The organism is Pseudomonas sp. B21-028, from assembly GCF_024749045.1.
Classification (GTDB): domain Bacteria; phylum Pseudomonadota; class Gammaproteobacteria; order Pseudomonadales; family Pseudomonadaceae; genus Aquipseudomonas.
This window is the reverse complement of record NZ_CP087184.1, coordinates 5,953,744-5,976,185: the sequence shown is the minus strand read 5'-3', so window position 1 is coordinate 5,976,185 and position 22,442 is coordinate 5,953,744. Positions and strand designations below refer to the sequence as shown.

Here is a 22,442-nt window from a genome sequence, read left to right as displayed (position 1 = left end):
TCGAGGATTGCGCCATGGCTTTTGAAGCAATGTTCCAGCCGATCCAGATCGGCAAACTGACCATCCGCAACCGCGTGCTCAGCACCGCTCACGCCGAGGTCTATGCCACTGACGGCGGGATGACCACCGACCGGTACGTGAAGTATTACGAAGAGAAGGCCAAGGGCGGCATCGGCCTGGCGATCTGCGGTGGTTCGTCGGTGGTTGCCATCGACAGCCCGCAGGAATGGTGGAGCTCGGTGAACCTGTCCACCGACCGCATCATCCCGCATTTCCAGAACCTGGCCGACGCCATGCACAAGCATGGCGCCAAGATCATGATCCAGATTACCCACATGGGCCGTCGCTCGCGCTGGGACGGCTTCAACTGGCCGACCCTGATGTCGCCGTCCGGTGTCCGTGAGCCGGTGCACCGTGCCACGTGCAAGACCATCGAGCCGGAAGAAATCTGGCGGGTGATCGGCAACTACGCCCAGGCTGCGCGCCGGGCCAAGGCCGGTGGCCTGGACGGCGTCGAGCTGTCCGCCGTGCACCAGCACATGATCGACCAGTTCTGGAGCCCACGGGTCAACAAGCGTACCGACGAATGGGGCGGCAGCTTCGAAGGCCGGATGAAGTTCGGCCTGGAAGTGCTCAAGGCCGTGCGCGCCGAAGTGGGCGACGACTTCTGCGTCGGCATGCGTATCTGCGGTGACGAGTTCCACCCGGACGGTCTGTCCCATGAGGACATGAAACAGATCGCCAAGTACTACGACGACACGGGCATGCTGGATTTCATCGGCGTCGTGGGTTCGGGTTGCGACACCCACAACACCCTGGCCAACGTCATCCCGAACATGAGTTATCCACCGGAGCCGTTCCTGCACCTGGCCGCCGGTATCAAGGAAGTGGTCAAGGTCCCGGTGCTGCACGCGCAGAACATCAAGGACCCGAACCAGGCCACGCGGATCCTGGAGGGCGGTTACGTAGACATGGTCGGCATGACCCGCGCCCACATCGCCGACCCGCACCTGATCGCCAAGATCAAGATGGGCCAGGTCGACCAGATCAAGCAGTGCGTCGGCGCCAACTATTGCATCGACCGTCAATATCAGGGCCTGGACGTACTGTGCATCCAGAACGCCGCGACCTCCCGTGAATACATGGGCGTGCCGCACATCATCGAGAAATCCACCGGGCCGAAACGCAAGGTGGTGGTGGTCGGTGCCGGCCCGGCCGGGATGGAAGCCGCTCGCGTGGCGGCCGAACGTGGGCACGACGTGACCCTGTTCGAGAAGAAGGAATTCATCGGTGGGCAGATCACCACCGCTTCGAAAGCCCCGCAACGGGACCAGATCGCCGGTATTACCCGTTGGTTCCAACTGGAGCTGGCGCGACTGAAAGTCGACCTGCGCCTGGGCGTGGCGGCCGACGCGGCAACCATCATGGACTTGCGTCCGGATGTGGTGGTGCTGGCGGTGGGCGGTCATCCGTTCCTGGAGCAGAACGAGCACTGGGGCGCCGCCGAAGGGCTGGTGGTCAGCAGCTGGGACGTGCTTGACGGCAAGGTCGCACCGGGCAAGAACGTGCTGGTCTACGACACCATCTGCGAGTTCACCGGCATGTCGGTGGCCGACTTCCTCGCCGACAAGGGCAGCCAGGTCGAGATCGTCACCGACGATATCAAACCGGGCGTGGCCATTGGCGGGACGTCGTTCCCAACCTACTACCGCAGCATGTACCCGAAAGAAGTGATCATGACCGGGGACATGATGCTGGAGAAGGTCTACCGCGAAGGCGACAAGCTGGTGGCGGTGCTGGAGAACGAATACACCGGTGCCAAGGAAGAACGCGTGGTGGACCAGGTGGTGGTGGAGAACGGCGTGCGTCCGGACGAGGAAATCTACTACGCCCTCAAGGAAGGTTCGCGCAACAAGGGCCAGATCGACGTCGAAGCCCTGTTCGCGATCAAGCCTCAACCGTGCCTGGAGCAGAGCGGCGATGGCTACCTGCTGTTCCGCATCGGTGACTGTGTAGCGCAGCGTAATACCCACGCCGCGATCTACGACGCCCTGCGGCTGTGCAAGGATTTCTAACGGCTTGTGGATAACCCTGTGGGAGCAAGGCTTGCCCGCGATAGCAGCGATACGGAGCATCTGACTGACCGAGTCAATCCCATCGCGGGCCAGCCTTGCTCCCACAGGAGTCGAGCAAGACATCCAGGTTTCTGTGCCTGCAAGACCTGAGGTCTTTGGGAGCTTCACCATGCTGAACACCCTTCTTCCCATCCTGCTGTTCGCCGCTTTGGGCCTCGCGGTCCTCGGCGCCTTGCGGCGGGTGAACATGTGGCGCCGGGGGCGACCGTCCAAGGTCAACCTGATCGGCGGCCTCTTTGCCATGCCCAAGCGCTACATGGTGGATTTGCACCACGTGGTGGCGCGGGACAAATACATTGCCAACACCCACGTTGCCACGGCCGGTGGTGCGGTGGCATCGCTGGTGCTGGCGATCCTGGTGCACGGTTTCGGCCTGCATAACCGTTTCCTCGGCTATGCACTGCTGTTGATGTCGGCGGTGATGTTCGTCGGCGCGATCTTTGTCTACCTGCGTCGACGCAATCCGCCGGCGCGCCTGTCGAAAGGCCCGTGGATGCGCCTGCCGAAAAGCCTGTTGGCGTTCTCGGCTTCGTTCTTCCTGGTGACCCTGCCGGTGGCCGGGATTCTCCCGGAAAACTTCGGTGGCTGGCTGTTGGCGGCGATCCTGGGCGTCGGCGTGTTGTGGGGCGTGTCGGAGCTGTTGTTCGGCATGACCTGGGGCGGACCGATGAAGCACGCCTTCGCCGGTGCCCTGCACCTGGCCTGGCACCGTCGTGCCGAGCGCTTTGGCGGCGGTCGTTCTACCGGTCTGAAACCGCTGGACCTGAACGATCCGAGCGCACCGTTGGGTGTGGAGAAACCCAAGGATTTCACCTGGAACCAGTTGCTCGGCTTCGACGCCTGCGTGCAGTGCGGTAAGTGTGAAGCGGCCTGCCCGGCGTTCGCCGCCGGCCAGCCGCTGAACCCGAAGAAGCTCATCCAGGACATGGTCGTCGGCCTGGCCGGCGGCACCGATGCGAAGTTCGCCGGCAGCCCGTATCCGGGCAAACCGGTGGGCGAACATGGCGGCAATCCGCACCAGCCGATCGTCAACGGCCTGGTGGACGCCGAGACGCTGTGGTCCTGCACCACTTGCCGTGCCTGCGTCGAGGAATGTCCGATGATGATCGAGCACGTCGATGCCATCGTCGACATGCGTCGTCACCTGACCCTGGAAAAAGGCGCCACGCCGAACAAGGGTGCCGAGGTGCTGGAAAATCTCATCGCCACCGATAACCCTGGCGGCTTCGCCCCGGGCGGGCGGATGAACTGGGCGGCGGACCTGAACCTGAACCTGCTCAGCGAGAAGAAATCCACCGACGTGCTGTTCTGGGTCGGCGACGGTGCCTTCGACATGCGCAACCAGCGCACCTTGCGCGCCTTCGTCAAAGTGCTGAAGGCCGCGAATATCGATTTCGCCGTGCTCGGTCTCGAAGAACGCGACAGCGGCGACGTGGCCCGGCGCCTCGGTGACGAAGCGACGTTCCAGCTGTTGGCCAAGCGCAATATCCAGACCCTGGGCAAATACAGCTTCAACCGCATCGTGACCTGCGACCCTCACAGTTTCCACGTGCTGAAAAACGAATACGGCGCCTTCGATGGCAACTACCTGGTGCAGCACCACAGCACCTACCTGGCGGAAATCATCGACGCCGGCGCCCTCAACCTCGGCCAGCACAAGGGTGACAGCGTGACGTATCACGACCCGTGCTACCTGGGTCGCTACAACGGCGAGTACGAGGCGCCGCGTCAGGTGCTGCGCGCCCTGGGCATCGAGGTCAAGGAAATGCAGCGTTCCGGTTTCCGTTCGCGTTGCTGCGGCGGTGGCGGCGGTGCGCCGATTACCGACATTCCGGGCAAGCAGCGGATCCCGGACATGCGCATGGAAGACATCCGCGAAACCGGTGCCGAGCTGGTGGCCGTGGGTTGTCCACAATGCACCGCGATGCTTGAAGGTGTGGTCGAGCCTCGGCCGATGATCAAGGACATCGCCGAACTGGTGGCCGATGCCCTGCTCGAAGAGGCGGCGCCGAGCAAGTCTGCGGCCCCGGCCAAACGTGAACCTGCGGAGGTGCATTAATGAGCGACATCATCCGCCGCGACCCTCGCGCCGAGTGGATCGCCCGCAACCGCCTGCACCCGCTGCACGCGGCCATGCAGCCGGTCCAGCATAGCTGGATGGGCCCCAACGGCATCATTCGCAAGAATGTCCACGGCGTCGGCTTCATCGGCCCCAACGGTATCAAGCGTATCGACCGCAGCGGCGCCCAGCAGGGCGGCACGGCCAAGCGCAGCGCCGCGGCTGAAGTACAGCTGCCGTTGCATCAAGTGCCACAACCGGCGTTCCACATCTGTGTGGTGCCGGACATGGTGGGCGGACGCCTCAGCAGTCACGACCGCGATCTGCTGGGCCTGGCTCATCAGTTGGCCGGCACGGACGGTGCGGTGCTGGCAGTGGTCTTCGGCGAGCATAAGGAAAGCGCGTTCGCCGCGGCCGGCGTCGACCGCCTGTTGGTGCTGGACGGCGAGGAATTCAGCGGTTACGCACCGGAACAGCGCGTGCAAGGCCTGCGAGCTGTGGATAACCAGTTCAACCCGCGGCATTGGTTGCTGCCCGACAGCCGTAGCGGTGGCGCCGAGCTGGGCCGGCGCTTCGCCGCGGCCCTGGGCGAACGCCCGGCTACCCGCGTCTGGCAGGTCAAGGGCGAGGAGTGCATCGGTCGCGCCGGCGCGGGCCTGCAAGACTTGGCCCGGCCTTTGGCCCGGTTGATCCTGGCAGCCGCCGAATGTGCCGAACCGGTCAGCGAAACCCGACACGAGGCGTTGCCAGTGGAGTTATCCACAAGCGTGGCCCGCAGCTTGTCGCGCATCGAGGATATGGGCGCGGTGGCGGTGGACCCGGGCGCGATCCCGATGGCCGAAGCCGAATTCATTTTCTCGGGCGGCAACGGGGTCAAGGACTGGGCGCTGTTCCACCAGACCGCTGCGGCCCTGGGCGCCACCGAAGGCGCTTCGCGGGTGGCGGTGGACGATGGTTTCATGGCCCGGGACCGTCAGGTCGGCGCCAGTGGTACCTGGGTCACCGCACGGGTCTATGTGGCCGTGGGGATCTCCGGGGCGATCCAGCACCTGCAAGGCATCGGTGCCTGCGACAAGGTGGTGGCAATCAACCTCGATCCGGGTTGCGACATGATCAAGCGGGCGGACCTGTCGGTGATCGGCGACAGCGCGGCGATTCTCCAGGCGCTGATCGCGGCCGTAGAGGCTTACCGCAACGAAGCCAAACGCGATGCGGCTTAAGCTAAGGATTCAACCATGACGACTCAAGTGATCAGCCTCGTCTCCATCGGTGCCCACCCTACCTCCGGTCGGCCAAGGCGTGCCGATCAGGACGCCCGGGCCGTGGAGCTGGGCTTGCAACTGGCCGGAAGCGACCTGCAAGTACTGCATGCCGGCGACGTGGCCGAACCGGCCCTGCGCGCTTACCTGGGCATGGGCCTGGACGAGCTTCGCGTGCTGGAAAACCCGGCGGGGGCCGACGCGCTCCCGGCCCTGACCGATTACCTGCGCGACGCGGGACCCCAGGTGGTGCTCACCGGTAGCCAAGCGGAAACCGGCGAAGGCTCGGGAATGCTGCCGTTCCTACTGGCGGAAAACCTGGGCTGGCCGCTGGTGGTGGGGTTGGCCCAGGTGGAATCCATCGAAAACGGCGTGGCCCTGGTGTTGCAAGCCTTGCCCCGCGGTCAACGGCGGCGGCTGAAGGTGCGCCTGCCGTTTCTCGCCACTGTGGATAATGCGGCGCCAAAACCTCGCCAAAGTGCCTACGGCCCGGCCCGACGTGGCGCCCTGCATGCCGAAGAAGTCGAAGTGATCGACGACGACTTGCTCGCGGCGGCAACGCTGCAACCAGCCAAGCCACGCCCCAAGCGCCTGAAAGTGATCAAGGCCAAGAGCGGCGCCGATCGCATGAAGGCCGCCACGGCCAAGGCCAGTGGCGGAGGCGGGCAGGTGCTCAAGGGTGTGAGCCCGGAGGCCGGTGCCGAAGCGATTCTCAAGTTGTTGGTGGAGGAAGGGGTGGTTCGTTAACCCCACATCCCCGCAAAACCCCATGTGGGAGCGAGCCTGCTCGCGATAGCGGCGTGTCAGCGACAACAATGTTGTTTGATATCCGGCTATCGCGAGCAGGCTCGCTCCCACAGAGGCTCGGGTTTACCCACAACTCTGCATACACCTGTGGATAACCTCCCAAGGCGTCTGACAGCTATTGGAATCCCCTTTCATGACTATTGAATTTCGTCCGGCTTTACCCGCGGATGCGCCCGAGATCGCTCGCTTGTTCCAGATATCCTCCGAAGGTGCTTCGGATTACATCTGGAGCCAACTGGCGGAGCCTGGACAGGACCTCGTCGAGGTGGGCGCGGCTCGCTACGCACGTGAGGATGTTGATTTCTCCTACCAGAACTGCGTCATTGCAGAGGCTGAGGGTCGGGTCATCGGGATGATGCACTGCTACGTGATGCGTCATGATCCGCTGGCGACTCCGGTCACCGATCCGGTGCTTGCGCCTTACGCTGATATGGAAGTTCCCGATACGCTCTATATATCAAGTCTTGCCCTGCATGAAGGTTGGCGCAACAAGGGGCTGGGCGTGCGCTTTCTCGAGCTGGCACAACAGCGGGCCGATCGATTGGAGCTCAAGGGCCTGAGCCTGATCGACTACGCAGCGAACACCGGCGCCCGGCGTTTCTATGAACGCCATGGCTTTGGCATCGTTAAAACCTGCCAGATTGTCCCGCACCCAATGATTCGGGTAACGGGAGAGGCGTATCTGATGTATCGGTCCTGACCGCTGCTGGATGGAAACCCGTAGAGAGCGAGCGGGTTCTTCATCCGGGACCGGTGCTTACCCACAGTTGCTGTATACCCACCTGTGGATAACCTGTTCGTTCCTTGCCATACGCCTTACCAATCAAGCTCTCCAGGGCTTAGATCAAAAATTGATCAGCCCAACTTACGGTTTTTATTGGCTTTTTCCGATCGGCGCGGACAGTGATGATGCACATTTTGCCCCCAATATTTGTTGGCGCTTTTGTGGATAAGATGTTCGCTGTCCTCTACAAGCCACGCGAAGCGGGCCTTTCACTCGATTGATCAGTAAATGATCAATTCGCCTGTCCGATTGGAAAACTCCCCAAAAAACCTTGATTTAAGGGGCCTGCTCACGGTTTTCCACAGAGTCGTCAACTTTACCCCCAAACACTGTTGGCGCTTCTGTGGATAAGGTGTTCGCTTACCGCTGTAAGCCATGTAAATCAAGCTTCTCCGGCTTCTGATCAAAAAATAACCAATATGACAGAAAAACCTTCGACGTACGTAAATCACGGTTTTCCCTGATTTTTTCCTCAGAGTCGCCTATCCCGAATGTACTTGTCCCCATTAGCTGTGGGTGGTCATGTGGATAACTTGTTTGCGAAAGGCTGCGGCCCCCGGCGGGCATAGTCTGAAACGCTATAGATCAAATTTCATACAGTTCTAAGGAACTGCCTTGACGCATACCTGTCGTGTGTCTTCACTCCAACCCACAAGGACATCAGCGTTTTTATCCACATCCGGTTCAGGGAGAGCACAGGATGGATAGCCGACACCCTCACACGTACCTCCCCTCCTCGGTGAATTGCACCCCGATGCCACCCATGTTGTTGCCCAGACGCATCCGTCGTCGCGCCGTCAACCAGCGTGCGCGTCAATAGCGTTCACCCGCACCTCGTTTCCCCCGCAACACCGTTGACTGCCGCGCGTCCCCCTACGGGACAGTGGCCAGGCGTTGGTACGCCTTCGATTTACAGGCAACCGCAGAGTTGCCCTTTCTGCCTGAGAGGACTTGGACATGACACGGATCTCGGCCCCCATCAGCGATATCAAGGAGCATTACGACGTTATCGTCATCGGCTCCGGTTACGGCGGTGGTATCGCCGCTTCACGGCTGTCCCGGGCCGGGCGCAAGGTGTGCCTGCTGGAGCGGGGCCGGGAAATGCAGCCCGGCGAATACCCCAACACCATGCTGGCGGCCACCGAGGAGTTGCAAGTGCACGACCCGGACGGCCACATCGGCTCGCGCACCGGGATGTTCGACCTGCACGTCAATGCCCAGCAGAACGTGGTGGTGGGCTGTGGCCTGGGCGGCACTTCGCTGATCAACGCCAACGTCGCGCTGGAGCCGGAGCCGGGTGTATTCGAAGATCCACGCTGGCCGTTGGAGGTGCGTGAACACCGTGACACGCTGCTCAAGGATGGCTACGAGCGCGCCCGCGAGATGCTCAAGCCCAACCCTTATCCGACCTCGGCGCCGAACCTGCCCAAGCTCGACGCCCACAAGAAATCGGCTGATTACCTCAAGCAAGGCGCGCATTTCTACAAGCCGCCGATCAACGTCACGTTCGACAAGCTACCCAACAACCTCAACCACGTCGGCGTCGAACAATTGCCCTGTAACGGCTGTGGCGACTGCGTCTCGGGTTGTAACAACAAGGCCAAGAACACCACGCTGATGAATTACCTGCCGGATGCCTGGAACCATGGCGCGGAAATTTTCTGCCAGGCCGAGGTGCGGCACCTGGAGCGCGACGGCAACGGTTGGATCGTGCACTTCCAGTATCTGGACAGCGGCCGCGAACTGTTCTCGGCACCGACCCTGTTCGTGCGCGCCGACATCGTGGTGGTGTCGGCCGGCACTCTGGGGTCCACCGAAATCATGCTGCGCTCCCGGGACAAGGGCCTGGCGATGTCCAATCAACTGGGCGAGAACATGAGCGGCAATGGCGACATCCTCGGGTTCGGCCACAACTGCGACCAGACCATCAACGGCATCGGTTTCGGCGCCCACTCGGCCAAGGAGCTGGAGCCGGTGGGGCCGTGCATCACCTCGATCATCGACATGCGCACCGAGGGTGACTGGCGCAGCCGCATGGTTATCGAGGAAGGTTCGATTCCCGGCGCGCTTGGCCGGCCGATGGTGCCGAGCATGGCCGCGTTCGCCGAGATGATTGGCGTGCCCACCGATACCGGCTTCGGGGCCAGCCTCAAATACAAGGGGCGGGAAGCCGAGAGCTTCTTGCGCGGCCCGTACCACGGCGCGCTGCACAACATGCAGACCTACCTGATCATGAGCCACGACAACGGCAAGGGTCGCATGGTGCTCGACAACAAAGACCAGTTGCGCATCGACTGGCCCGGTGTCGGTGAGCAGGAGAACGTCACCCTCGGCAATGAACGCTTGCATCAGAGCACCAAGGCGCTGGGCGGGATCTGGGTCGAGAACCCGATCTGGACCAAGCTGCTCAAACACAGCATCGTCTCGGTCCATCCCCTGGGCGGTTGCGTGATGGGCGAGGACGCGACGCAAGGTGTGGTCAACCACAAGGGCCAGGTGTTCAGTGGCGCCAGCGGTACGGATGTCTACCCCGGCCTGTACGTGGCCGATGGTGCGGTGATCCCGACTTCCCTAGCGGTCAATCCGTTGCTGACCATTTCGGCGGTGAGCGAGCGCAACATGGGCCTGCTGGCGGCCGATCGCGGCTGGCTGATCGACTACACGCTGCCTTCGGCCCCGCGCAAGTCGGTGGCGGCGCCGACCCTCGGCGTACAGTTCACCGAAACCATGAAGGGCTATTTCTCCAGCGCCTTCACCCAGGCCCAGGGCACCGACCTCACGCTTTACGAAGCGGCGGCCAAACGCGGAAAAGCCGACAACTCGACCATTGAGTTCACCCTGACCATCACCGCCGATGACCTCAATCGCATGATCAAGGAGCCGGAACACGCCGCGACGCTGGTGGGCACCTTGGATGCGCCCTTGCTCTCGCCGCAGCCGCTGGTCGCCAGCAACGGCGTATTCAACCTGTTCGAACAATACCAAGAGCAGGTGGGCGTGCGGCACATGAACTACGACATGAAGCTGACCGCCGAGGACGGCAGCGACTATTACTTCAGCGCCTTCAAAACCGTGCCCGAGGACAATGGCGTGCTGAACGTCTGGCATGACACCAGCACCCTCTACGTCACGCTCTATCGTGGGCCGGACAAGACCGGCGCGGTACTCGGCTCGGGTGTGATGCACATCCTGCCGGCGGACTTTGCCAAACAGATGACCACCATGAAGGTGCTCAACGCGCGTAATGAACGTGAGCGGGTAGAGGCTCTGGCGCGGTTCGGCAAGTTCTTTGCCGGCATCCTGTGGGAGAGTTATGGCGGGGTGTTCGCCGGGGATATCTACTTCAACCCGGATGCGCCACCGCGGATCAAGCGGCCCCTGGACGCACCGGCGCCGACCGTGCATTTCTTCGAGACCGAAGACAACGTCCAACTGCGCCTGACCCGCTATCAAGCGGGCAGCAAAGGTCCGGTGATGCTGGTTCATGGGCTGGGCGTGGGCTCGAACATCTTCTCCACCGATACCATCCACACCAACCTGCTGGAATACCTGTGCAAGCACGAGTACGACGTCTGGCTGCTGGACCTGCGGGTGAGCATCCTGCTGCCCGCCAGCAAGCATGAGTGGAACGGCGACCAGGTAGCCCAGTACGACTTCAAGGCAGCTATCGAACAGATCCAGCAGGCGACCCTCGCCCGCGACGTGCAATGCGTGGTGCATTGCTACGGTGCGACGACTTTCTTCATGTCGATGCTGGCGGGCTTGCAAGGCGTGCGCTCGGTGGTTTGCTCGCAGATCGCCGCCGATACGGTGGTCGCCACGGCCACCGGTCTGAAGGCCGGCCTGCACCTGCCGGGGATGCTCGACGCCATCGGCATCAAGTCTCTTACCGCCTACGCCGACACCAAGGAGAACTGGTTCAACAAGCTCTACGACAAAGCGCTGAACGGCTACGCCCGGATCGAGGCCCAGGGCTACTGCACCAACCCGGTCTGCCATCGCATCACTTTCATGTATGCGTCGCTGTACCGCCACGACACCCTCAACGAAACCCTGCACGACAACCTGCATGAACTGTTCGGCGAGTCGAACATGCACACCTTCGAGCACCTGGCGCTGATCGTGCGCAAGGGGCATCTGGTGGACTTCAAGGGCAACGACGTCTACATGCCGCATTTCGATCGGTTGAAATTGCCGATCTGCTTCATCAGCGGTGCCGACAACCAGTGCTACTTGCCGCAAAGCACCCTCAAGACCTATGAGCGGCTGTGCGACATGCACGGTCCGCAACTGTTCAGCCGTCATGAGGTGCCGGGCTACGGTCATATCGACTGCATCTTCGGCAAGGATGCGGTGGTGGATGTGTATCCGATCATCCTTGAGCACCTGGAGAAGACTGCGCTCGGCTAGCGGCGCGTTGACTTCTTCGCGAGCAGGCTCGCTCCCACAGGAGACCGCATGCCCATGTGGGGCGGGCTTGCTCGCGAAAGCGATCGGCAGGGCGCTGCACCTCGTGGATAGGCTTAAGGAAAAAGGATGCCCATGAACACTTACATCCGTTGGTACCAACGCATCATCTGGGTCGGGATTGTCATGAACATGTTCTTCGCGATTCCGGCGCTGTTCGCGCCGGCGTTGCTGACGTCCATGCTCGGGCTACCTCCCGTGCTGTCCGATCCCTGGCTGGAAAACACCGGCATGTTGCTGGTGGGAATCAGCCTGTTCTACATGCCCTCGGGGTTCAATGCGCCGCGTTTCGTGGTGAATTCGTGGTTATGTGTGCTCTCGCGGCTGGTGGCGGTGGTGTTCTGGATCTACCTGATCAACACCAACAACCAGGGCTCGTTGTTCGTACCGATGCTGATGGGCGACCTGAGCATGTTCCTGATACTGGGCGTGCTGCTGTACCTGGGCAGCACGGTTGCCAATCGTCCGCTGGCCTTGCTCTGCACCGGTTGCCGGGAGTGGCGTGAGGGCTGGAGACGGCACTGGCACAGTCCGCGTTTCAGGACCGGCGCGCTGGTCGTGGTACTGGTGCTGGGTTTCATCGGTTACCAGACCTGGTATCAGATGATCCGCGAGGTACCGCAGCCGGACTTCGCTTCCGACGAAGACCATTACAAGTACGCTGCGATCGGCCTCGGCATCGAGGCGCGGATTCCTTACTACCTGTTCGCCGTGCTGCCGCAGATGTGCCCGGAAAAGATGCCCAAGCCCGGTGGCTACGAAGTGTTCGGTTTCCTCTATGAAGACGGTAAGGACCTGCCCATCGGCATGGCCAAACGGCAACTGGGCTACCCCACCGTGGAGCCGAACTGCGCCCTGTGCCACACCGGCTCCTACCGGGCCAACGCCACTGACGTAGCGGTTCCGGTCGCCACCGCGCCGGCCAATACCTTGCAACTGCAGGCTTTCCAGTGGTTTGCCTACGATTGCGCCAGCGACCCGAAATTCACCCCCGATGCGATCATGGCCGCGATCAACGGCAAGTTCCAACTGGGCTTTTTCGAGAAGCTGTACAACCGCTACCTGATCATGCCGATGGCCAAGAGCGCGCTGCTCAAGCAGAAACAGGCCTACGCCTGGCAGAAACTGCGCCCGGCCCAGGGGCCCGGGCGGACCGACACCTTCAACCCGACCAAAATGGTGGTGTTCGGCTTCCCGGATGACTCCACCATCGGCACCGTGGACCTGCCGCAAGTCTGGAACCAGAAACCTCGCGAGTCGATGTACCTGCATTGGGACGGCAATAACAACAAAATCCACGAGCGCAACTACGCCGCCGCCATGGCTGTGGGCGCGACACCGGAATCGGTGCTGCCGCCCAGCTTCAACCGGGTGACCAACTGGTTGCTGGGGCACAAGGCGCCGGCCTGGCCGTTCGCCCTGGACCAGGCGAAGGTGGCCCAGGGCAAACCGATCTGGGAGAAGAACTGTGCCGGTTGCCACGACTTCGGCCGCACCGATACAGGCCAGGTCACCACCAATATCGACCAGTTGGGCACCGATCCCCATCGCCTGAACTCCTTCACCACCGGGTTGGTGACAGCGTTCCATGGCTTCAAGAAACCGCCGTTCGACTTCAACGCCTACCGCAAGACCCAGAGCTACAGCAACACCCCGACCGACGGCATCTGGTTGCGTGCGCCGTACCTGCACAACGGCTCGGTGCCAACCCTGTGGGACCTGTTGCTGCCGCCGGAACAGCGTCCGCAAGTGTTCTACACCGGCTCCGATATCTACGACCCGCAGAAAGTTGGTTTCATCACCAGCGGCGCGCAGATGAAGGCGTCGGCGGATTTCAAGTACGACACTCGCCTGGAAGGCAACCACAACGGCGGTCATCTGTATGGCACGCAGCTGTCGGACACCGACAAACGAGCCCTGATCGAATTCATGAAGACCCTGTAACCCAGGGCACTACGAAGGAGCGTCCACATGTCATTACTGCACCATTGGGAACATGAGTTCGACAAGGTCAAGGTCCGCCTGCACGGGTTGGTCACGCGACTGGAAATGTCTTGGAAAAAACTCGTCAATGACCTGGAGCCCGAGGAGTTCGAGGCCATCGTCAAGCTGTTGCAACGGGGCCATGACCAAGCCCGGCACGCCATCGAACATGGCGACCTGCCGGACGACGAACCGGCCGTGCCGTGGGAATTGGCCCACGGTCTGTCGATCCTGAAGATTGGCAATGCCAAGCCTTTGCCGCAAAGCGAGGACGAATTGCCGACCCGGGTGCTCAAGGATGGCACTTTGCTGGGTTGTCGCAAATGGGAGCTTCTGGACCTGCTGTGGAGCGAGGCGCTGCTCAAGTGGATCGAGAACCTGCGTCACCATGCGACGTTCGGCACGACCCCGGCACTGGTGAAAATGGACAGCGACGTGGTGCTGGCCATCGCTGGCGACTGGGGCACCGGGCCGTTCGACAGCCACGCCCCGGCGGTGGCAGTGGCCAACCAGATGCAACTGGCCCAGGCTGACTTCACCATTCACCTGGGGGATGTCTACTACGCCGGCTCCCACTCCCAGGAAGACGTCGACATGGTTGGCTGGCCCCAGGGCAAGCACGGCTCGTTCACCCTCAATTCCAACCACGAGATGTACAGTGGCGCCCATGGCTATTTCAAGGAATTGGCCAAGCGCTTTCCGGGGCAACAGGGCACCAGCTACTTCGCCTTGTACAACGACGACTGGCTGGTGGTCGGCCTCGACAGCGCCTATGCCTCGGATGCCATGAACCTGTACATGGACGGCACTCTCAACACCCAGCAGATCGACTGGATGAAAAGCCTGCCCAAGCGCAAGAAGCTGATGGTGCTCAGTCATCACCAGGGATTCGATATTTCCGGGCACAACAAGACCGCGCTATACCAACCGGTGTGCGATGCGCTGGGGCGTGAGCCGGACTACTGGTACTGGGGGCATCTGCACAACGGCATCTGCTACGCCACCCAAGGCGGATTGCACGCACGTTGCGCCGGGCATGGAGCGATTCCCTATGGCACCACCAGCGAGCTGAACGGGCATGCGCGGATATTGTGGTCGGAGACGGAACTGGCCGGGGATGAGGTGTATCCGGAGCGGGTGCTCAATGGCTATGTGAAGGTGCGGCTGGTGGGCGAGAACATCGAAGAGACGTTCTACGGGGAGGATGGGTCGGTGCGGTGGTCTTCGAAGTAACGGGTTGATAGTCAGGCCGCTATCGCGAGCAGGCTCGCTCCCACAGGGGATCTTTGGTGGACCGAAGATCGAGTGTGGGAGCGAGCCTGCTCGCGATGCTTTTTGCTTTAGGCCTGGACCTTGATGCCCTTGAGGTACGGCGCAGGCTCGGCCCCCAGGTTGTTCAGCATGCGGCCGCTGTACCAGTCCACGAAGTTCACCACGCCGAACTCATAGGTCTTGGAGTATGGGCCCGGCTGGTAGGCGGTGGAGTTGATGCCGCGCTGGTTCTCTTCGGCCAGGCGACGGTCCTGGTCGTTGGTGGCATCCCAGACTTCGCGCATGCGCGCCACGTCGTAGTCCACGCCTTCGACCGCGTCCTTGTGCACGATCCACTTGGTGGTGACCATGGTTTCCTGGGCGCTGATCGGCCACACGGTGAACACGATGATGTGGTCGCCCATGCAGTGGTTCCACGAGTGCGGCAGGTGCAGGATACGCATCGAGCCCAGGTCCGGGTTCTTGATGCGGCCCATCAGCTTGGCGCAGCCTTGCTTGCCGTCCATGGTCATCGAGACGGTGCCCTTGAGCAGCGGCATGCGCACGATGCGGTTACGCAGGCCGAAGCTGGCGTGGGCGTAAGGGATCTTCTCGGCGTCCCAGGCGGCGGCGGAAGCGGCCACGTGGTCCTTGAACGCCTGGTCGGCGCGCGGGTCGGTGACGTCGTCCCATTCCAGCAGGGTCTTGAGCAATTCGGGGTGGGAGCCGCCGCAGTGGTAGCACTCGCGGTTGTTTTCCAGCACCAGTTTCCAGTTGGCCTTCTCCATCAAGGTGGTTTGCACCGCCACCTTGGTGTTTTCCATGTCGTAGGGTTCCATGTAATGGGCCAGGGTCGACAGGAAGTCATCGATGGCCGGCGGGTTCTCCGCCAGGCTGATGAAGATGTAGCCACCGGCGGTTTTCACGTTCACCGGCTTGAGGCCGTATTCCTTCATGTCGAAGTCGGCGCCCATTTCGGTGCCGGCGAACAGCAGGCGACCGTCCAGCTCGTAGGTCCACTGGTGGTAATGGCAGACCAGCTTGGCGACCTTGCCCTTTTCGCTGGTGCACAGGCGCGAACCGCGGTGACGGCAAACGTTATGGAATGCGTGGACCACACCGTCGGCGCCGCGGATCACGATGATCGGGTTCTTGCCCACTTGCAGGGTGAGGTAGTTGCCCTTGGTCGGGATCTCGCAGGTCATGCCGGCGATCAGCCATTCCTTATGGAAGATCTCCTGCATGTCGATATCGAACAGGCGCTCGTCGCTATAGAATGGCTGCGGCAGCGAGTAGGTGCGCTCGCGTTCCTGCAGCATCTGCACGGTGGCCTTGCGTGCGGGTTCCAGTGGATCGCCCAGGCTCAGGGTTGTGGTCACGTCCATCGTTGTATCCTCATGGCCATCTGTGTGGCCGGCGAAATATGGCTAATCGGTTGTGCTACGCAAGGCAGAAAACGTTGTTTGTCTGTTGAGGCGAGTGTGGGGCCGCGCAGGGGGCGAACCTTATCCATGGGCGACATGGCCCAATCTGTTCCCGACGCGCCAGAGCCGGTAGTTAGGGGCTGGTCGCGATAAGTATGTGAATGTCGCGAATAGGTAAATGGCTGTTTCGGCGCCTGAGCACAATCACAACCATGAAGGCCGGCAGTCGGCCGTGGAGATCAGCATGTCCAATAATTTCCTGAACCCGGTCACTACCCAGACCTGGGCCAATGGCCGACATATCGTGCGTTGCGTCAAAGTCATCCAGGAAACCTGGGATGTGCGCACGTTCTGCTTCATGGCCGACCAGCCGATCATGTTCTTTTTCAAGCCGGGGCAGTTTGTCACCCTGGAGCTGGAAATCGAAGGTCAGCCGGTCATGCGCTCTTACACCATTTCCAGCTCGCCGTCGGTGCCTTACAGCTTTTCGGTGACCATCAAGCGCGTGCCGGGGGGCAAGGTCTCCAACTGGCTGCATGACACCCTGCACGAAGGCCAGGAGCTGGCGGTGCACGGGCCGGTGGGGCTGTTCAATGCCATCGACTTCTCCAGCCCGAAGGTGCTCTACCTCAGCGGCGGTGTCGGCATCACCCCGGTGATGTCCATGGCGCGCTGGTACTACGACACCAACGGCAACGTCGACATGGTGTTCATCCACAGCGCCCGTTCGCCCAAGGACATCATCTATCACCGCGAGCTGGAGCACATGGCGTCGCGGATCGACAACTTCAGCCTGCACCTGATCTGTGAAAAACATGGCCTGGGCGAGCCCTGGGCTGGCTATCGCGGTTACCTGAACCACAAGATGCTGGAGCTGATGGCGCCGGACTTCATGGAGCGCGAAGTGTTCTGCTGCGGCCCGACGCCGTACATGAACGCGGTCAAGCGCCTGCTGGAAGCCGCCGGCTTCGACATGAAGCGTTATCACGAGGAATCTTTCGGCGCCACGCCACCGGAAGCCCGCGCCGACGCGGTGGAGCAGGCCGAACAGGCCGCCGACGCCCCCGAAGTCGATGCCGCGGACCTGCATCTGGTGGAATTCACCTCCTCCGGCAAGAGCATTCGCGTGGCACCGGGAGAAACCGTCCACGCCGCCGCCGCCAAACTCGGCATGATGATCCCCAAGGCCTGCGGCATGGGTATCTGCGGCACGTGCAAGGTGATGAAGCTGGGCGGGGAAGTGGAGATGGACCACAACGGCGGGATCACCGAGGACGACGAGGCCGAAGGTTACATCCTGTCGTGCTGCAGTGTGCCGAAGGGGGATGTGCGGATCGATTTTTGAGTCGATCGCATGGGGCGCTGAAACCGGAACGCGGAGCGTCCCGAGATGCATTCCCACGCAGAGCGTGGGGAACGAGGTGGCAGGTATTGTGCTGATCGTTCCCACGCTCTGCGTGGGAATGCCGCCAGGGACGCTCTGCGTCCCAGCTCCCCAGCCGTCTGCACGCTACCGTCGTTGAATCTCGATCAAGCCTTCCATCCCCGCGTAATTGTGTGCACTGGAATACCGCCAATGTTCCGGTAATTCCACATGCCCACGCTTCACCGGGTTGAAGTGGATGTAATCCAGCTTTTGCCGCATGACTGTTTCGCTATGAATCTGCTCCGCATGTGAGCCTTCCTGCCAAAGCTGATACCCCCGGTCTTGCTTATGTGCCCGCTTGCTGAACCTCAAGCGTTGCAACGCTCGTTCTGCGCCTTTGCTCTGCAGGTCATCAATAATCTGGCGTGCCGTAAATGATTTGAACTGGCGCAAGCACTTGTTCAGGTTCGGTGCCTGGGCGACGAAATGCAGATGATTCTCCAGAACGACATAACCCAGCAGTTGCAGGTTCTGGTGGGCTTGCTGATAACGCCAGCAATCGAGCAGGTGATCGACGAGGTAGGGCCGTACAAACAGCGGCAGCCACTCCACGAGCGTGCAGGTGAGAAAGTGCGGTTTGTCAGGTTCGGTGATGACGTAGCGGCTCCGGCCCATGGGGACATTCCTTTGTAGCGCGTGGAATGGCCATGTTGCAGTTGCCGATTCATGTCGTGATAGGCGAAAAGGGTGCGTGGCAGGTGAGAATAATCTGTTCGTTTGCAGGCACTGAACACGGAGCGTCCGTGACGGCATTCCCACGCAGAGCGTGGGAATGATCAGGAAATTAACAGCCTTATGAGTTGCTTAAGTGAAGTTGCAGCATCCAGTCCGAATCCTCCGGGTCTGTGGGTGTTCTGGAAGCAAAGCTTCGTCTCGCTACTGTTCCAAAGAAATACTTGTCCTCATGCCTGAAACTGATCCCGTCGCCGACCTGGGCTCCGAGCAACATCTCACGGTAATTCTCATGGGGTGGAATATAAACCTGGACCTGGTCAGGGTAGTCCAAGGGGGAGAATGAAATTTCAATGCGTACTGGTTTGGCCATGGCGATTTACCTCTTGCGATCCGGTTCCGAAGTGGAACTGCTCTTGGCCTCAATCGGTACTGTCGAGCGCGAACTGCCTGTCTCACCGTCAAGGAGGTACTTATGTTAGATAGGCGGATTGGCACCGTCTGCTGTCAGGTCTGACAGTAGACGCGTCCCGGATTTGATGCTTCTGGCGGGTGGGGTCTGAGGGGTGAAGCCCCGCTGGGCTGCGCAGCAATCCTTTCGGCGCAGCCCAGCGGGAGCAAGAGGACTTGCAACAGTGTTCTTGGGTGGTCGCTTCAGGCGCTCATCACTTCCCGAATATCCGCCGCCAGTTCCCGTACCCGCGCCTCTTCGGTATCCCACGAGCACATGAACCGTGCGCCGCCTTTGCCGATGAAGGTGTAGAAGCGCCAGCCGCGGGCCGTGAGGGCGGCGATGGCCGGTTCCGAGAGTTGCAGGAATACGCCGTTGGCCTGGACCGGGAACATCAGTTCCACGCCAGGGATGTCGCTCACCAATTGCGCCAGCAGTTGGGCGCAGTGGTTGGCGTGGCGGGCGTGCTTGAGCCAGGCGTCGTTTTGCAGCAGGCCGACCCAGGGGGCGGAGAGGAAACGCATTTTCGATGCCAGTTGCCCGGCCTGTTTGCAGCGATAGTCGAAGTCCACCGCCAGATCGTGGTTGAAGAACAGGATGGCTTCACCCACCGCCATGCCGTTTTTCGTGCCGCCGAAGCACAGCACGTCGACGCCCACTTTCCAGGTCAGGTCGGCCGGTGAGCAGCCGAGGAAGGCGCAGGCATTGGAAAACCGCGCGCCGTCCATGTGCAGGTTCAACCCCAGTTCCTTGCAGGTATTGCTGATGGCGCGGATTTCGTCCGGGGTATAGATGCTGCCGACTTCCGTCGCCTGGGTCAGGGTCACGACCCGGGGCTTGGGGTAGTGGATGTCCTGGCGCTTGAGGGCGATTTCGCGGATCGAGGCAGGCGTCAGCTTGCCGTTTTCAGTGCGTGCCAGCAGCAGCTTGGAACCGTTGGAAAAGAACTCCGGTGCGCCGCACTCGTCGGTTTCGACGTGGGCGGTTTCCGAACAGATCACGCTGTGGTAACTCTGGCACAGCGAGGACAGCGCCAGGGAGTTGGCCGCGGTGCCGTTGAACGCGAAGAACACTTCGCAATCGGTTTCGAACAGGGCGCGGAAATCGTCGGCCGCCCGATGGGTCCATTCATCGTCGCCGTAGGCGCGCTGGTGGCCCTGGTTGGCTTCTTCCATGGCCGCCCAGGCTTCGGGACAAATGCCGGAATAGTTGTCACTGGCGAACTGTTGACTCTTGTCGGTCATGGCCTTGCTCCTGGAGTAGAGGTCCTGGGTAAAGATCCCTGGCAGAAATTCCCGGGTGGGGAGTTTCATGGTTCGGCGTGTTTGATCAACGACGCCGTGGTCGATGTTGGTGCGCACTTTACCCAAGATTAGCGGGGGAACACACCGGATGTTTCTGTCAGGAAATCACAAAGCCGCCGGACGACTGTGCACATGAACCAGCGCGACCGGGCCTTGGACCTGCTCAAGTGGCTGGCTTTGTTGGCGATGGTGCTCGATCATCTGCGATATGTCGGTTTTTCCGCCGATTGGCTCTACGTGCCGGGGCGCCTGGCGTTTCCTGGGTTCTGCCTGGCGATGGCGGCGAATCTGGCGCGGGACGGAGCCGGTGTCGTGCCGTGGCGTTATCTGGGCTGGCTGTTGCTGTTCGGCGCGATCAGTGAAATCCCTTATCGACTGTTCATCCCCGACCCCTCTACGTTGAATGTATTGCCGACGCTGATCCTGGGGCTGCTGGTGGCGCGCGGCTGGCAGGCATCGCAATGGGAGGCCCGATGCCTGGCGTTGGGGGCGTTGCTGCTGGCGGCACTGTGCGCTTCACGACTGATGTTCGGTTTCTTCGGCGTGCTGCTGCCCCTGGCGATGTTGCTGGTGGTTCGTCGGCCCTGGTACTTCGCATGGTTGCCAGGGTTGGTGTGCCTGGCGGCCAATCAGTGGCGGGTACTTTATGGCGCTGCATGGCTGGGGAGTGAGGTGGCGGTATGGGGCATGCTGGCTTGCCTGTTTGCGCCAGGGCTCGGGCTGTTGCTTTTGCGCCGGGCGGGACGTTTTCATCCGCCGCCGATGCGGCGCTGGGCATATGCCTTATATCCCGGACATTTCCTGGTATTGCTTGCGGTTCGTCAAATCGCCGCATAGCGCGTGTTGCCCAGCGAGCTGTGGCGAGGGGATTTATCCCCGCTGGGGTGCGAAGCGGCCCCAAAAGCGCCCAGCTCAATCAATATCACACACGCAGACGTCTGGTTTCAGGGCCGCTTCGCGCCCCAGCGGGGATAAATCCCCTCGCCACAGTGATCGCGTCATATGCCATGTCGTAAACGCGCCTTTGCGTGGCGTCCATAGGCATTTGACCTGCCTGCGCCAGCCATACCATCGCATCCAAAGGGCACTGTCGAACGGGCGGTGCCTCACCAAGACAAAAAGGCGTACCGACGCCGCTGGGAGAGACGCGATGTTCAGCAAGCAAGACCAAATCCAGGGTTACGATGATGCACTGCTGGCGGCGATGAACGCCGAAGAGCAACGCCAGGAAGATCACATCGAACTGATCGCGTCAGAAAACTACACCAGCAAGCGTGTCATGCAGGCCCAGGGCAGCGGCCTGACCAACAAATACGCCGAAGGCTATCCAGGCAAGCGCTACTACGGTGGCTGCGAGCACGTCGACAAGGTCGAAGCCCTGGCCATCGAACGCGCCAAGCAACTGTTCGGCGCCGATTACGCCAACGTCCAGCCGCACTCCGGTTCTTCGGCCAACAGCGCCGTCTACCTGGCCCTGCTGCAAGCTGGCGACACCATCCTGGGCATGAGCCTGGCCCACGGCGGTCACCTGACCCACGGCGCCAAAGTGTCGTCCTCGGGCAAGCTCTACAACGCCGTGCAGTACGGCATCGACACCACCACCGGCTTGATCGACTACGATGAAGTCGAGCGTCTGGCGGTCGAGCACAAGCCGAAGATGATCGTTGCCGGTTTCTCGGCCTACTCCAAGACCCTGGACTTCCCACGCTTCCGTCAGATCGCCGACAAGGTCGGTGCCCTGCTGTTCGTCGACATGGCCCACGTCGCTGGCCTGGTGGCCGCCGGCCTGTACCCGAACCCGCTGCCCTACGCCGATGTGGTCACCACGACCACCCACAAGACCCTGCGTGGTCCGCGTGGCGGCCTGATCCTGGCCAAGTCCAACGAAGAGATCGAGAAGAAGCTCAACGCCGCGGTATTCCCGGGCGCCCAGGGCGGTCCGCTGATGCACGTGATCGCCGGCAAGGCGGTGTGCTTCAAGGAAGCGCTGGAGCCTGGTTTCAAGGCCTACCAGCAGCAAGTGATCGAAAACGCCCAGGCCATGGCTGGCGTGTTCATCAAGCGCGGCTACGATGTAGTGTCCGGCGGCACCGATAACCACCTGTTCCTGGTCAGCCTGATCCGTCAGGGCCTGACCGGCAAGGACGCCGATGCCGCCCTGGGTCGCGCTCACATCACCGTCAACAAGAACGCCGTGCCGAACGACCCGCAGTCGCCATTCGTGACTTCGGGCCTGCGCATCGGTACTCCGGCGGTGACCACGCGTGGCTTCAAGGTTTCCCAGTGCGTGACGCTGGCCGGCTGGATCTGCGACATCCTCGACAACCTCGGCGACGCCGATGTCGAGGCCAATGTCGCCCAGCAAGTGGCGGCCCTGTGCGCGGACTTCCCGGTTTATCGCTGAGTCGGTTTTGGAGTAA

15 protein-coding genes are annotated in these 22,442 nt (G+C 61.5%); 11 read left to right on the top strand and 4 right to left on the bottom strand.

What is annotated here, in order from left to right; genetic code table 11:
- The first annotated feature begins 14 nt into the window (after positions 1-14).
- The 8 genes from dgcA (at position 15) to LOY35_RS25955 (ending at position 14,727) form a co-directional block, all read left to right on the top strand.
- On the top strand, positions 15-2,075 hold the full coding sequence (dgcA, locus tag LOY35_RS25990; protein ID WP_024776568.1) for a dimethylglycine demethylation protein DgcA: 2,061 nt from the start codon (positions 15-17) through the stop codon (positions 2,073-2,075).
- Positions 2,076-2,244: 169 nt separating this feature from the next.
- Positions 2,245-4,194 (top strand): dimethylglycine demethylation protein DgcB, encoded by a 1,950-nt coding sequence (gene dgcB / locus LOY35_RS25985; RefSeq protein ID WP_258628739.1) that lies wholly within the window; start codon positions 2,245-2,247, stop codon positions 4,192-4,194.
- The gene (locus tag LOY35_RS25980) at positions 4,194-5,414 is read left to right on the top strand and encodes an electron transfer flavoprotein subunit alpha/FixB family protein (protein ID WP_258628736.1); all 1,221 of its coding nucleotides are present in this window, start codon (positions 4,194-4,196) and stop codon (positions 5,412-5,414) included. The genes dgcB and LOY35_RS25980 overlap by 1 nt, the downstream gene beginning before the upstream one ends.
- 15 nt (positions 5,415-5,429) lie before the next feature.
- Positions 5,430-6,200 (top strand): electron transfer flavoprotein subunit beta, encoded by a 771-nt coding sequence (locus LOY35_RS25975; RefSeq protein WP_258628734.1) that lies wholly within the window; start codon positions 5,430-5,432, stop codon positions 6,198-6,200.
- Positions 6,201-6,393: 193 nt separating this feature from the next.
- Positions 6,394-6,960: a GNAT family N-acetyltransferase gene (locus LOY35_RS25970; protein ID WP_258628731.1), complete on the top strand. Its 567-nt coding sequence runs from the start codon at positions 6,394-6,396 to the stop codon at positions 6,958-6,960.
- Positions 6,961-8,001: 1,041 nt separating this feature from the next.
- Complete coding sequence (locus LOY35_RS25965) at positions 8,002-11,454, top strand: GMC oxidoreductase (protein ID WP_258628727.1); 3,453 nt, start codon at positions 8,002-8,004, stop codon at positions 11,452-11,454.
- Positions 11,455-11,586: 132 nt separating this feature from the next.
- Positions 11,587-13,455, top strand: a complete 1,869-nt coding sequence (locus LOY35_RS25960; protein ID WP_258628724.1) for a hypothetical protein — start codon at positions 11,587-11,589, stop codon at positions 13,453-13,455.
- A 27-nt stretch (positions 13,456-13,482) separates the two neighbouring features.
- Entirely contained in the window at positions 13,483-14,727 is a 1,245-nt protein-coding gene (locus tag LOY35_RS25955; RefSeq protein WP_258628723.1) for a metallophosphoesterase, read from the top strand.
- Positions 14,728-14,834: 107 nt separating this feature from the next.
- Here LOY35_RS25955 and gbcA read toward each other — a convergent pair whose 3' ends face one another.
- Complete coding sequence (gbcA, locus tag LOY35_RS25950) at positions 14,835-16,130, bottom strand: glycine-betaine demethylase subunit GbcA (RefSeq protein WP_258628720.1); 1,296 nt, start codon at positions 16,128-16,130, stop codon at positions 14,835-14,837.
- 283 nt (positions 16,131-16,413) lie between these two features.
- Here gbcA and gbcB point away from each other — a divergent pair, with 283 nt between their 5' ends.
- Positions 16,414-17,514 carry a glycine-betaine demethylase subunit GbcB gene (gbcB, locus tag LOY35_RS25945; protein WP_258628712.1) on the top strand — a complete coding sequence of 367 codons (1,101 nt, stop codon included), beginning with the start codon at positions 16,414-16,416 and terminating at the stop codon, positions 17,512-17,514.
- Positions 17,515-17,679: 165 nt separating this feature from the next.
- On the opposite strand, the gene LOY35_RS25940 is transcribed toward gbcB, so the two are convergent.
- The 3 genes from LOY35_RS25940 to LOY35_RS25930 form a co-directional block, all read right to left on the bottom strand.
- Positions 17,680-18,210, bottom strand: coding sequence for an REP-associated tyrosine transposase (locus LOY35_RS25940; RefSeq protein ID WP_258628709.1), 531 nt, complete (start codon positions 18,208-18,210; stop codon positions 17,680-17,682).
- Positions 18,211-18,388: 178 nt separating this feature from the next.
- A complete protein-coding gene (locus tag LOY35_RS25935; protein ID WP_258628707.1) occupies positions 18,389-18,640 on the bottom strand; it encodes a hypothetical protein in 252 nt (83 codons plus the stop codon).
- Between the two features lie 281 nt (positions 18,641-18,921).
- Positions 18,922-19,962: a low specificity L-threonine aldolase gene (locus LOY35_RS25930; RefSeq protein ID WP_258628704.1), complete on the bottom strand. Its 1,041-nt coding sequence runs from the start codon at positions 19,960-19,962 to the stop codon at positions 18,922-18,924.
- Positions 19,963-20,154: 192 nt separating this feature from the next.
- Between LOY35_RS25930 and LOY35_RS25925 the strand changes: the two genes are divergently transcribed.
- Positions 20,155-20,859 (top strand): conjugal transfer protein TraX, encoded by a 705-nt coding sequence (locus LOY35_RS25925; RefSeq protein WP_258628702.1) that lies wholly within the window; start codon positions 20,155-20,157, stop codon positions 20,857-20,859.
- Positions 20,860-21,172: 313 nt separating this feature from the next.
- Positions 21,173-22,426, top strand: coding sequence for a serine hydroxymethyltransferase (glyA, locus tag LOY35_RS25920; RefSeq protein ID WP_024779447.1), 1,254 nt, complete (start codon positions 21,173-21,175; stop codon positions 22,424-22,426).
- The last annotated feature ends 16 nt before the right edge of the window (positions 22,427-22,442 follow it).

Bases quoted from the DNA above. Each gene is read 5' to 3' on its own strand.
- LOY35_RS25970 (WP_258628731.1), top strand. From the start codon at position 6,394: ATGACTATTGAATTTCGTCCGGCTTTACCCGCGGATGCGCCCGAGATC.
- dgcA (WP_024776568.1), top strand. From the start codon at position 15: ATGGCTTTTGAAGCAATGTTCCAGCCGATCCAGATCGGCAAACTGACC.
- gbcB (WP_258628712.1), top strand. From the start codon at position 16,414: ATGTCCAATAATTTCCTGAACCCGGTCACTACCCAGACCTGGGCCAAT.
- LOY35_RS25980 (WP_258628736.1), top strand. From the start codon at position 4,194: ATGAGCGACATCATCCGCCGCGACCCTCGCGCCGAGTGGATCGCCCGC.
- LOY35_RS25975 (WP_258628734.1), top strand. From the start codon at position 5,430: ATGACGACTCAAGTGATCAGCCTCGTCTCCATCGGTGCCCACCCTACC.
- LOY35_RS25965 (WP_258628727.1), top strand. From the start codon at position 8,002: ATGACACGGATCTCGGCCCCCATCAGCGATATCAAGGAGCATTACGAC.
- dgcB (WP_258628739.1), top strand. From the start codon at position 2,245: ATGCTGAACACCCTTCTTCCCATCCTGCTGTTCGCCGCTTTGGGCCTC.
- gbcA (WP_258628720.1), bottom strand. From the start codon at position 16,130: ATGGACGTGACCACAACCCTGAGCCTGGGCGATCCACTGGAACCCGCA.
- LOY35_RS25930 (WP_258628704.1), bottom strand. From the start codon at position 19,962: ATGACCGACAAGAGTCAACAGTTCGCCAGTGACAACTATTCCGGCATT.
- LOY35_RS25940 (WP_258628709.1), bottom strand. From the start codon at position 18,210: ATGGGCCGGAGCCGCTACGTCATCACCGAACCTGACAAACCGCACTTT.
- LOY35_RS25955 (WP_258628723.1), top strand. From the start codon at position 13,483: ATGTCATTACTGCACCATTGGGAACATGAGTTCGACAAGGTCAAGGTC.
- LOY35_RS25925 (WP_258628702.1), top strand. From the start codon at position 20,155: ATGAACCAGCGCGACCGGGCCTTGGACCTGCTCAAGTGGCTGGCTTTG.
- LOY35_RS25960 (WP_258628724.1), top strand. From the start codon at position 11,587: ATGAACACTTACATCCGTTGGTACCAACGCATCATCTGGGTCGGGATT.
- glyA (WP_024779447.1), top strand. From the start codon at position 21,173: ATGTTCAGCAAGCAAGACCAAATCCAGGGTTACGATGATGCACTGCTG.
- LOY35_RS25935 (WP_258628707.1), bottom strand. From the start codon at position 18,640: ATGGCCAAACCAGTACGCATTGAAATTTCATTCTCCCCCTTGGACTAC.